The 12,449-nt window shown below is 33.6% G+C and carries 10 protein-coding genes; 1 reads left to right on the top strand and 9 read right to left on the bottom strand.

All coding sequences use genetic code 11. The features are described from left to right. Window positions 1-23: 23 nt before the first annotated feature. From A9CBEGH2_RS02780 to A9CBEGH2_RS02760, 5 genes are read right to left on the bottom strand one after another with little or no spacing between them, the layout of a single operon-like run. Window positions 24-989, bottom strand: coding sequence for a DHH family phosphoesterase (locus A9CBEGH2_RS02780; RefSeq protein WP_118277247.1), 966 nt, complete (start codon window positions 987-989; stop codon window positions 24-26). Next, entirely contained in the window at window positions 989-2,185 is a 1,197-nt protein-coding gene (locus A9CBEGH2_RS02775) for an acetate/propionate family kinase (protein ID WP_163104234.1), read from the bottom strand. The genes A9CBEGH2_RS02780 and A9CBEGH2_RS02775 overlap by 1 nt, the downstream gene beginning before the upstream one ends. 9 nt (window positions 2,186-2,194) lie before the next feature. Continuing rightward, window positions 2,195-2,512 (bottom strand): YlxM family DNA-binding protein, encoded by a 318-nt coding sequence (gene ylxM, locus A9CBEGH2_RS02770; RefSeq protein ID WP_115714698.1) that lies wholly within the window; start codon window positions 2,510-2,512, stop codon window positions 2,195-2,197. Continuing rightward, complete coding sequence (ftsY, locus tag A9CBEGH2_RS02765) at window positions 2,505-3,476, bottom strand: signal recognition particle-docking protein FtsY (protein ID WP_118277246.1); 972 nt, start codon at window positions 3,474-3,476, stop codon at window positions 2,505-2,507. Before ftsY ends, ylxM begins: the two co-directional genes overlap by 8 nt. Further along, on the bottom strand, window positions 3,476-6,406 hold the full coding sequence (locus A9CBEGH2_RS02760; RefSeq protein ID WP_115714696.1) for a chromosome segregation protein SMC: 2,931 nt from the start codon (window positions 6,404-6,406) through the stop codon (window positions 3,476-3,478). The genes ftsY and A9CBEGH2_RS02760 overlap by 1 nt, the downstream gene beginning before the upstream one ends. 202 nt (window positions 6,407-6,608) lie before the next feature. Here A9CBEGH2_RS02760 and trhA point away from each other — a divergent pair, with 202 nt between their 5' ends. Beyond that, window positions 6,609-7,262, top strand: a complete 654-nt coding sequence (trhA, locus tag A9CBEGH2_RS02755) for a PAQR family membrane homeostasis protein TrhA (RefSeq protein WP_115714695.1) — start codon at window positions 6,609-6,611, stop codon at window positions 7,260-7,262. An 84-nt stretch (window positions 7,263-7,346) separates the two neighbouring features. Here trhA and A9CBEGH2_RS02750 read toward each other — a convergent pair whose 3' ends face one another. The 4 genes from A9CBEGH2_RS02750 to A9CBEGH2_RS02735 form a co-directional block, all read right to left on the bottom strand. Beyond that, the gene (locus A9CBEGH2_RS02750; RefSeq protein WP_118277245.1) at window positions 7,347-8,552 is read right to left on the bottom strand and encodes an L-serine ammonia-lyase, iron-sulfur-dependent, subunit alpha; all 1,206 of its coding nucleotides are present in this window, start codon (window positions 8,550-8,552) and stop codon (window positions 7,347-7,349) included. A 12-nt stretch (window positions 8,553-8,564) separates the two neighbouring features. Next, window positions 8,565-9,509 (bottom strand): DNA polymerase III subunit delta, encoded by a 945-nt coding sequence (gene holA / locus A9CBEGH2_RS02745; protein WP_118277244.1) that lies wholly within the window; start codon window positions 9,507-9,509, stop codon window positions 8,565-8,567. 432 nt (window positions 9,510-9,941) lie between these two features. Then, complete coding sequence (gene tet(44) / locus A9CBEGH2_RS02740; RefSeq protein WP_009300547.1) at window positions 9,942-11,864, bottom strand: tetracycline resistance ribosomal protection protein Tet(44); 1,923 nt, start codon at window positions 11,862-11,864, stop codon at window positions 9,942-9,944. Between the two features lie 49 nt (window positions 11,865-11,913). After that, window positions 11,914-12,441 (bottom strand): PadR family transcriptional regulator, encoded by a 528-nt coding sequence (locus A9CBEGH2_RS02735; protein ID WP_009300546.1) that lies wholly within the window; start codon window positions 12,439-12,441, stop codon window positions 11,914-11,916. Between the last annotated feature and the right edge of the window lie 8 nt (window positions 12,442-12,449).

The raw sequence follows: 12,449 nt of genomic DNA, 5'->3' as shown, positions 1-12,449 counted from the left end.
CAAAATATGCAAAGAAACAGAAATCATTTGACTTCTGTTTCTTCTTTCACTCTATTTAATAAGGATGTTACCAAAGAATCTATATCCTCTAATGTTAAATCCTTAACTCCACATGCATAGCGATGTCCTCCACCATGATATTTCATAGCGATATCTGTAATTTGCGTATGCTGTGAGCGAAGGCTTCCATTAAAACGAGGTTGTCCAAATTCATCTTTTTCTTTTTCAGTAAATAATGCCCAAGCTAAAAATTCATGAACTCCACCCATAACAAATACTTTTTCTTTAGCCTCTTCAAAAGTTAAGCCAAAGCGCTCATAATCTTCTCTGCGTACAATCATATAAGCAAAAGTATCCTCTATTACCGTACAGTTGGAACGAATAAAGTTTTCAAAGCGATATTGTTTTAAAGATGTCGAAAAATTATCTGCATTTGCTTTTGCAACATCAACTCCGCATCCTACAAGATAAGAGGCAATTGTTAATGTGTGCGGCTTAATTGTAGGAATAGAGAAACGTAAAGTGTCCGCAATCAATCCTCCATATAAATACTGTGCACATGCTGCGGAAAGTTTATATCCGTTTTCCATAAACATTCCACTTAGAATTTCACAAGTTGCTCCCGCAAGATCATCAACAATCTCTGTATCTGCAAAGCTATCTACCAGGATATGATGATCGACTTTCAAGATATGAGTAGCTGATTGAAAACGTGAATCATCCACACGTTTAGCGTTTGCAGTATCAAGAACAATTGCTAAACTTTTCTTGATTGTTTCATCATCTGTCTGGTCGCTGCATGGATATACATTCTCCTTGCTTTTTGAATTTTCATAACCTAAAGCAAATACCTGTTTATTTGGATATGTATCCATGATCCACTGTTTTAAACCAAACTGAGAACCCAGCGCATCACTATCTGGAGAAACATGACGAAAAATTGTAATCACATCATATTTCTCAATCAGTTCAAACATAGTATTTTTCATTATTCTCCAATCAAGCGGTATGTATCACGAGCAATCATTAATTCTTCATTTGTAGGAATTAACCATACCTGAATTTTACTTTCTGGCTTAGAAAGTAAAATTTCTTTCCCTCTGCTGCAAGAATTTATTTCTTCATCAAGAACAATACCAAATGCATCTTTTAAACGATTGCAAATCAACTTACGGATATTTGTATCATTTTCTCCAATACCACCAGTAAACACGATAGCATCAGCACCACCTAACTGTGCATAATATCCTCCAACAGTATTAATTACACGATTAACATATACTTCAGTTGTTAAAATTGCAGCTGGATTTCCTTCTTTAAATCCATCTTCAATATCACGAGCATCAGAACTAATTCCAGATACCCCTAACATACCTGATTGTTTATTCATAACATCATTTACTTCTTCAATGCTTAATCCTTCTTTTTTCATGATGTAAGTGACAATAGCAGGGTCAATATCACCGCAACGTGTACCCATCATAACACCTGCAAGTGGTGTAAATCCCATAGATGTATTGATAGATTTACCACCATCTACTGCTGTAATACTTGCCCCATTACCTAAATGACATGTAATGATTTTTGTATCTTCTAATGGTTTTTCCATTAATTCAGCACATCTTTGAGAAACATATTTGTGAGATGTTCCATGGAAACCATAACGACGGATTTTATAATCGTTATAATAACGAATTGGCAATGCATAAATATAGCTTTCCTGTGGCATTGTCTGATGGAATGCTGTATCAAACACAAAGGCATGTTTGCAATGTGGAAGATTTTCTTTAAATGCATTATATCCAATTAATCCAGCTGGATTATGCAATGGAGCTAATTCATTTAAAGATGAGAACTGTTCTACAACTTCATCTGTTACTGGAACACTTTCTTTAAAGATTTCTCCACCATGCACTGCACGATGTCCTGCACCTTTGATTTCATCTAAACTTTCTACAATTTTATATTCTACTAAAGATTCTAACAATAAAGAAACTGCTTTTGTATGATCAGGAATTGGCAATACTTTTTTAACTTTCTCTCCATTTACTTTAATTGTAAAGATAGCATCTTCAAAACCAATTTTTTCAACAATACCACTTGTTAAAACTGTTTCTTCCGGCATTTCAAAAAGCTGAAATTTTAAAGATGAACTACCTGCGTTTACTGAAATAATTTTTGTCATAATATCCTCCTAATTTTCTAAACTTTCTAGCTGTTCTATCAGTAATAAAATCTCTTCATTACTAACCTTTTTTATTTTATCATAAATTTCCATTCTTGTTTCATAATTCTTAACAAGGTGCAGTTTTTTTTCATAATCCTGTAAAACATGCGTACTTCTTTTTATATGATCATTCACTGCTGCACGAGAAACTGAAAGCTCCTCTGCAATTTCTGATAAAGAAAAATCTTCTTTGTAATACAGCGACATAATTTCTCTTTGTTTATCAGTCAATAACATCTCATAAGCATCAAGCAATGCATTCATTTCCTCTGTTTTCTCAATCATTGCCTAAAAGATCCTCGCACATCCCATATAAATAAGAATCAATATCAAATTCTCTTAAATCATCTTCTTTTTCTCCAAGACCAATGTATTTTACAGGAAGACCTAGTAAATCACGAATAGCAATAACAATTCCACCCTTTGCTGTACCATCCAGCTTTGTTAGAATAATTCCTGTTACATTTGTAGTTTCCAAAAAAATCTGTGCCTGTGAAATTCCATTTTGCCCTGTAGTTGCATCCAGCACTAGCCATACTTCATGTGGCGCACCAGGAATTTCACGAGATACAACACGATGCATTTTCTCTAATTCTTTCATCAGGTTTGCTTTATTTTGCAAACGCCCTGCTGTATCTCCAATTAAATAATCTATGTTATTTTCTTTTGCATAGCGACAAGCATCTACTAATGCAGCACTTGGATCTCCACCTTCTCTTCCTTTGATACAGGTAACACCTAAGCGCTGTGCCCATACAGCAAGCTGATCAATCGCACCTGCACGGAATGTGTCTGCTGCAGCTAAAGCAACACTATTACCTTTTTCTAAAAATCTTTTTGTAAGTTTGGCAGTCGTTGTTGTTTTTCCACTACCATTGACCCCAACCATTAATATAACTGTTGGACCTTCCGTATTTTTATGAAATGGCTTATCCTCATGATCACAATACATATCGCGCATAACTTCAATCAGGCATTCTGTAATTTGATCAAAGGTTTTTAATTTTTGATCCATTGCTCTAGTCTCAACTTCATCAACAATTTTCTGTGCTGTCTTAATTCCAATATCAGCTTCCAGCAAAACAATCATCAATTCTTCTAAAAAATCTTCATCTATCCCGCTAAACCCAAGCGCTAGACGACGTATTCTTTCAGAAAATGATTTCTTAGATTTGTCTAATCCTTTCAGATAACGATCCTGATCATTTTTTGAAGAAAATGCATTTTTTAATTTTGAAAAAATACCCATTATGCTTTCACCTCTTCTTTATCAATCATATGAATGGCATCCTGTAATTTAACCTTCAGTAATTGTGACACTCCATTTTGCTGCATCGTAACACCATATAACGCATCACATTGTGCCATTGTACCTGGGCGATGTGTAACAACAATAAATTGACTTTCCCCACGAAATTTTGAAATATATTTCGCAAAACGTTCAACATTTGCCTGGTCTAATGCTGCCTCTACTTCATCGAATATACATAGTGGCATCGTTCTTGCTTTTAGAATAGAGAACAAGACACAAATCGCAATTAAACTTTTTTCTCCACCAGAAAATAAGCGAATATTTTGTACTGTTTTTCCTGGAGGCTGTACATCAATATCAATACCAGTATTTAAAACATCTTCTGGATCAACCATAAACAGACGTGCTTTTCCCCCTCCAAATAAAGAACGGAAAACATCATTTAATTCTGAATTGATTTTCTCAAACATTTCCGTAAACTGTTTGATCATGATTTCATCCATTTCATCAATCGCACTTAGAATTTTATCTTTTGCTTTTAAAAGATCCTCTTTTTGTTTGCTCAAAAATTCAAAACGTTCGGAAATTTCCGCATATTCCTGCGGTGCATCTAAGTTTACATTTCCTAAAGAACTTATTTCTTGTCGTAAAATAGCAACTTTTTTACGAGCTTCTTCCATATCCATTTCTACTTTTTGCTCTTGTGCATATGTAAACGTCATTTCATAAGTAGAACTCAATCGCTCTAATGCTGTTTCCAAACGAGTTTCTGCTTTCGCCTGCTGTACTTCTACTTCTCTTTCATCATTTTGCAGAATATTCAAATCTCTTCTTAACTGGCGAATTTGTGTATCTTTACGTTCAACTTCACTTCCTGCTTTCATTCTGCGTTCTCGCTTGCTTTTCATTTGGGAACTGATTTCATCTATTTCAGAATGCAAACGACTCAAACGAACAACAATATCATCATCCATCAGCTCTTGCTGCATTTCTTCATCTTTTGGCGCAATTTGTTCATAATCTGTTTTCAAACGTTCATATTTTGCCCATTTCGCTTTTACGATAGGATCAAGCTGTGCCAAAGAAATCTGCAGCTGTACTATATCAGAAGATACCCTGTCTTTTCGTGCCTGCAAGCTGGAAAGCTGTGACTGTAATCCTTCAACCTTTAACAGCTGTCCATCAAGGCTTTGTAATAACGAAGTGAGTTCTTTTTGAATAGTAAGTGGCGTTGTATTATTTTTCCCTTGACCACCTGTCATACTTCCGCCTCGATTAACAATGTCACCGTCTAAAGTAACAATTTTATATTGATAGCGCAGTACTTTAGCAATCTCATTCGCATTGATAAGCTGATCTACAATTACTACATTTCCTAACAAAGAATCTCTTAAATCACAAAAACGTTCTTCATTTTCTACAAAATCAGAAGCCACCCCTAGAAATCCTTTGCTATTTTCTGCCAGTATCCTATGTTCATTGTTCATAGCTCTTGGCTTTATTACCGTTAAAGGAAGAAATGTTGCACGACCACTTTTATTTTTCTTTAAGAAACCAATCGCATGACGTGCACTGGCTTCATCTTTTGAAACAATGTGATACATGGCTCCGCCCAATGCATTAGAAATTGCTGTTTCATAATTTGCTCTTGGCTTAAATATCTGCGATACAACACCTAAAATACCATTTAAATTTGCATCTAAAATAGATTTGACAGCCTGTTGATGATTAAAAGGTTGTCTAGCAAGATTTTCTAAGACATCTTTTCGATTTTGCAGACGATTTAAAATTGCATTTGCCTGCGCTGTCTCTTGCGTACAATAAGATATGTCATGTTCCAAATTCGCACTTTGTTCCTTATATAATGCCAAATCCGTTTCCAAGCTCTGTGCACGTTTCTTGCGATCTTCATACTCATAATGAGCTTCTTCCATCATAGCCTTTAATTCTTTCGCTTTTTCAGCACTGTTGGCAAATTCAATAGCATACTTTCTTTTTTCATCCATTTCAATTTTTCGTGCTTCCAATACACGAGAATCTTCTGTCAATTTAGCAAAACGTTCCTGCAACTTGTTAATCTCTCTATCCAGCTGATACATTTCAGAGCGAAGTTCGCTATTTTTTGTATCTTCTACTGCAATCGTCGTTTCACACATAGCTTTCTTTGTTTCCAAATCAAATGCTTTTTGTTTTAAAGCTTCAATTTCTTTGTTTAATTTTTCAATTTCATCAACAAGTACACTAATTTCTACTTTTTCCAGTTCTGCTTTTTTCTCTTTATAAACTTCAGCTTTTTTTGCCTGACGTTTTAATGGATTTACTTGACGTTCCAGCTCCACGATAATATCCTCTAAACGAGAAAGATTATCTTGCGTACGATTTAATTTTCCCAAGGATTCATTTTTCCGCTTCTTATATTTGGCAACACCCGCAGCTTCTTCAAACAAAGCCCTTCGCTCTTCTGGTTTTGCATCAGCAAATGCAGATATATTTCCTTGCGAAATGATGGAAAGCGAATCTCTTCCAAGCCCCGTATCCATAACTAAATTTAATATATCTTTCAAGCGGCATGGTGTACGGTTAATAAAGTATTCCCCTTCTCCACTTTGTCTATGCAGTCTTCTAGTAACTTCTACTTCTTCATATTCTACATTCAAAACATGTTTTGAATTATCAAAAACTAAAGTAACTTCTGCCATATTAACTGGTTTTCTTTGTGTAGAACCATTAAATATAACATCACTCATACTGTTTCCACGCAGTGATTTAACACTTTGTTCACCAAGCACCCAGCGAATAGCATCGTTAATATTGCTTTTCCCACATCCATTTGGCCCAACAATTCCTATCACATCGGAATCAAAGCTAATGACTGATTTATCCGCAAAAGATTTAAATCCCTGCAGTTCTATCCGTTTTAAAAACATATATGCCTCCAATCAGACAAAACAGATATACATCTGTATTTTTTAAGTATCAGTTACTATTATAACATGTTTTTTCAATATCCTTTCTAGGAATTTCAATTTTTCAATAACTTTTACATTCGTTGTGCATATAATAAAAAACATTGGTTGTTTTCAATATAGTGTTGTGCTAAAATGAACAATAATTGGAGGGTGATGCTTCATGGAACAACAAACAATGCGAGACATGTATAAATTAGGGCTTGGTGAGGAAATCGCCAACTGTGTAACTCATGGAGTAATGGCTTTTTTATGTTTATGTTCTTTGCCTGTAGCAGCCGTATTTTCATATGAGACCAGCGGCCTTGTTAAAAGTGTTGCAATCTCCATCTTCATTCTTTGTCTTTTTTTGATGTTTCTTGTTTCAACATTGTATCATTGTATGCCCTTTGGAACAAATCATAAATATGTTTTTCGAAAACTTGATCATATCTGTATTTATTTTGCAATTGCAGGAAGCTATACACCTGTTGCCTTGTGTTTGATCAAGGGGTGGCAAGGAATTCTTGTGTTAATCATCGAATGGGGTGCAGTTCTTGGAGGAATTCTATTAAAATCAATTGCTACTCGCTCATTTCCAAAATTAAGCATGACAATTTATATGATTATGGGGTGGACTGCTATTTTCTTTATTCCTACCTTAATCCGTAACTCTACCCCTTTATTTCTTGGTTTAGTTGTAGGTGGAGGGATTATGTACACCATTGGTGCTTTCTTCTACTCACATCCTGATAAACGATATTTTCATTCCATTTGGCATATCTTTATAAATCTAGCAAGCATCCTTCATTTTATTGCTTTTGTTTTTGTGATGTAAAAGATATCTAAAATCCCAGTATATGTTGTAAAAGGCAGATTTATCCCTTATTGATAAGCCTGCCTTTTTTTATAAAATTTCACTCTATTTTTGAATAGGAACAACGGTTGCCAAACCACCTAATGAAGTTTCTCTTAATTCTAACGGTATCTTCTTTCCCGTATAATTCATCGTATTTACCACCATATCAAAACTTACTTTATGATCTCTAACTTCACTTACCCCTTGTGCAATAATCGCAGCATCGATAGCACGCAGCACTCCAACAGCATTACGTTCTATACAAGGAATCATAACATATCCACCAACAGGATCACATGTCAATCCTAAATGATGTTCGATACCGATTTCAGCAGCATATTCAATCTGTGCCGCATTTAATCCTCTTAAATAAGCAACCATCGCCGCTCCCATAGATACTGCTGCACCTATTTCTGCCTGACATCCGCCCTGTGCACCGCTAATAGTCGCATTCTCTTTAATCAAATTTCCAAATAGTCCTGCAACTTTTAAACCTTTACAGATAATTTCTTTTTCATACCCCAAATCTTTATGATAATACGTTACAAGAGATGGCAGTATACCACTGCTTCCTAATGTTGGAGCTGTAACCGTCATACTGCCACCAGCATTTTCCTCACTGGCAGCATATGCGTATGCAGATAATAGAAGTTTTTCTTTTTCAACCGCACTTTTACATGAATCTGCCTTATCTTTTAATTCTTTCGCTATTCTTTCCAAATGAAGATCCCCCGGAAGAACTCCTTCTTTAGATAAACCACTTTCAACAGTAGCCATCATCTGTTCCATAATTTTCTCAATATAATCATCCATCGGATCAAAGGCATCTACGTATTCCCATAACTCCATCTCTTTTGCAAAACAATATTCCTGAATTTCTTTTAAGCTATGATGTGGATAGACATCTTGCCCTTCTCCGCATTCTTCTCCTTCAATAAGGATAGCTCCTCCTCCAACGGAATATACTGTCATTTCTCCTAACAGCTCATCTTCTTTATTAAATGCAAGAAGCTTCATTGTATTTGGATGTTTTAAATCCGCTTTTGCCTTAAAAAACACACGACATTCTTTCGGTTTCATCGTTTCAATAATAATGTAATCTGTAAGATGCCCCTTTCCTGTCAAAGACAAGGAACCATAAAGTTCTACTTCATAGCGATAAGCATCGAAATAACGATTTTTAAAAATTAAACTTGCCCTTTGCGGACCTAATGTATGGGAAGATGAAGGTCCCGGTCCAATTCGATATAACTCTTTTAATGATTTCATACTTAATCCTCTCTATAACTCCAATAAAAACATTTCAAACCCAAGTTTTTTATCCAGTAATCCGCTTTTTAATTTCTGATCTAAACTAGCAAGCTTATCAAGCATAGCCATCAATGACTTGATAGATAAGCTTCTAGCTTTCTCCATGGAAAGTTTCACACGATATGGATGGGCATTCAAAGCATGAGCTATTTCATCTTTTTCATACCCTTTTACCATAAGATTCTTGACTTCAAACAAAAACCGAAACTGTCCCGCCAAAAGAGCAATCAAATAAATTGCATCTGTATTTGAGACACATAAATCCTGCCATATATGAAAAGCTTTTCCTTTGTTTTTTTCTACAACAGCATCAACAAGTTGAAATACATCTTCTTCTAACGGTCTATTAATAAGAGATGAAACTACATTTTCATCGAGAACCCCCTGATAAAGTTCCAGTTTATCCATTTCCTTTTGTATCGTTTCCATATCCAATGGTAACCGTTTTAATAGAATTTGTTTCGCGTTTCCTGTAATATTCAGTTTTCTTTTCTGTATTTCTTCATTTACAACACTATTTTTACCAAGCTCATCTAACTTTTTAAATTCTAAAACCTTCCACGTTTTTTTTATTGTTTTTACAACTTTTTTGCGAGTGTCTAGCTTTGCAAAGTCACCTGTAAAAATAAGAACTGTACTATCGCATGGATTTTGAAGATATGACTCTAAACTTTTTATGTCACATGCTGTATTATTTAAGGTCGACAAAAAATTAGCATGATCAACGATGATAACTTTGTACGAAGAAAAAAAAGGCACTGTCATAGCATCTTCTATAATCGCTGCTATATCTGTATGCATTGCATCATAACGAATTAAATTCAAATCATTTTCATCCGGAAGGTATTCTTTTACTATCGTTTCCAAAGTCCTTTTTAAACGATATTGTTCCTCTCCATACAACACATAATTCATTAACATCACCTATGCGTTATTATACCAAATTCCTGCTCTACCGTCTTGTAAAAATAAAAATATTTACATATTTTTATAGATACGGCACCTTTTTCTTTTGTTGTCAGCTCATGAATATTTTCTTTATGTAAATTTTCTATCACGTTTTGATGAGGATGTTGATAACGATTGTTCCTTCCTGCAGATATCAATGCTAATTTAGGATGCAGTGTATGAAGGAAAACAGAAGATGAACTTGTAGAACTTCCATGATGTCCAACTTTTATTATATCGTTATAGTGATACAAATTTGTATTATTCTAATCTATAATAATCTTAGACTCATCATAAAAATAAAACACCCTTGTATCATTGAGTAACAAAGGTGTCATATAATTTTTGTATGCACGCATTTTAAGACGCTTAACAAATTGTAATTTAGCGAATAGTAACTTAATTTTCTTTTTTATTAAACATATGGCGTACTTTATCTATTCGATTATTTGGTCTACGTGATTGAATAACTGGTTCACAAGTAGCAATTTGATAATCTTTTAATTCTGTCAAAAAAACTGCTTGCCCATTTGTATATAGAGTTAAAGTATTACGATATTCATTAATACAACGTACAGGAATATGTCCTGTAAAAATAATTTCATCATTTTTTGATTGACTAGTTTCAATTATTGCACAATGTTTTTGTGCATCATTATATGCACGAGAAAGGTATCCCTGTGGTGTAAAAAGTATAAACGAAAGATATGGCTCTAATAATTGCGTTCCCGCTTTTTTCAATGTTTGTTCAAGTACAATTGGGGCAAGAAAACGAAAATCCGAGGGAGTACTAACAGGGCTATAATAAACACCATATTCAAAACATATTTTACAATCTGTTACTTCCCAGCCATACAAACCTTGCTCCAGTCCATAATTAATACCTTCTCTTACTGCATTTTGGAAACTTTGATTTAAATAACCGAGTGAAACTTTGCTTTCGTACTGTATTCCACTGCCAATTGGAAGTGGAGTTATTGATAATCCAATTGATGCCCAAAATGGATTTGGTGGTACTTCAATATGAATAGTATAATCTGCCTTTTGTAATGGCTTTTCCAAATAAATTACGGTTGGATCTTCGATTCTTATGTTTATGTGATATTTTTCAATCAACAGAGAACAGATAACTTCTAACTGCACTGTTCCTAAAAAAGAAATGACGATTTCATGTGTTATCGTATCAACACAATAACGTAAAAGAGGATCAGTATCTGCAATTTCTGTAAGAGCATCCAATAATTTTTCTCTCTCTTCTATTTTTATCGGTTCAATTCTTGTTCGTAGCATTGGTACAGGCTTGTCATTCCATACATTGCATGGCAAAATCTTTTCATTTCCTATAATATCGTTCAATCTTAATGTATTGTTAGGTATTATAAAAATATCTCCAGAACAAACTATTTCTGTCTGTATCATTTCTCCATTTGAAGGAATATATATTTCTGTAAGTTTCACTTTCTTTTTTTCTGACAATACAATTGTATCTCGTAAGTGTAATGTTCCACTGTAAAGACGCAAATAAACTAATCTTTGCTTATGGTCTGTATATTCAATTTTAAAAACTCTTCCACATAGTTCTGAATAATTCTTATTCATTTCAGGACAAAAAAGATTTGAAATAGCTTCAATGAGTTGTTGAGTTCCTATATTATTTTTAGCACTTCCATGGTATATAGGAAACAACGAACCTTTTTTAACACACCTATATTCTTCCTGCGTTAATTCCTGTATAGTCAATTTTTCTCCTGCAATATATTTTTTTAAAAGTTTATCATTTTTGGAAATTACAGGATCCCATTCATCTAAATCAATGATATTTTTAATTGATATTTCTGGAGTTAATGTTACATTTTGCATAACAATAATATCATTTGAAAGTTTTTCTTTGATATTTTGATAAATATTATTTAAGTTAATTCCATACTGATCTATTTTATTTATAAAAATAATTGTTGGTATATTCATTTTTTGAAGTGCATGGAATAGTATTCTTGTTTGTGCTTGTACACCATCTTTAGCAGAAATTACTAAAATAGCTCCATCAAGAACAGATAAGGAACGATACACTTCTGTTATAAAATCTGTATGTCCAGGAGTATCTACAATATTGATTTTGTAGTCATTCCAATTAAAAGAAGTAACTGCTGCCTGAATTGTGATTCCACGCTGACGTTCTAAAAACATAGTATCTGTCCTTGTTGTTCCCTTATCTACACTGCCTAATTCTAAAATCGCTCCACTTGTATAAAGCAGACTTTCCGTTAAAGTCGTCTTTCCTGCATCTACATGAGCAAGAATACCAATGTTGATTATTTTCATGGAATTTCCCTCCCTACAAATTTATCTTTTAACTTAAAATCAATATTTGCTAATTTTGTCCTTTTAAACTATTCTCAAAATCAATTATCCACTTTTCTAATGTTTCTACTAATGCTAATTGTTGTTTGAACATTTGTTTTCCAACATTAGGAATATGTTGTCTATGAGATTGTCTTTCATTTAGCAATTCTTTTAATTCTAATATCTTTGATTTTATATTAGAAACAAGAATCTTTTTTTGTTCATCATCTACTAAATCTAAATTCGTAATAATAATATTAAAATCCAAATATAGACTAACATCATAATTTGAAATATCATTCATAAGTCTATTAAAATAATCATTACCTTTGTCAGTAATAGTATATACTGCTTTATCTGGCATATTTCCCTCTTTCTCTTTATGGCTAACAATATATTCTTTTGATTCTAATTGTAATACTTTCTTATAAATAGACTGTTCACTAATTCTTACCCATCTTGGTATATTACGATATTCTATATTTTTTTTAATATCATAAGCACTTTGTGATTTTTGTTTAATAAGTCCTAATAATACCAAATCTATATTTGACATAATCTCTA

This window comes from Amedibacterium intestinale, from assembly GCF_010537335.1.
Classification (GTDB): Bacteria; Bacillota_I; Bacilli_A; order Erysipelotrichales; family Erysipelotrichaceae; genus Amedibacterium; species Amedibacterium intestinale.
The sequence above is the reverse complement of the archived record's forward strand: the minus strand, read 5'-3'. Positions and strand labels throughout refer to the sequence as shown.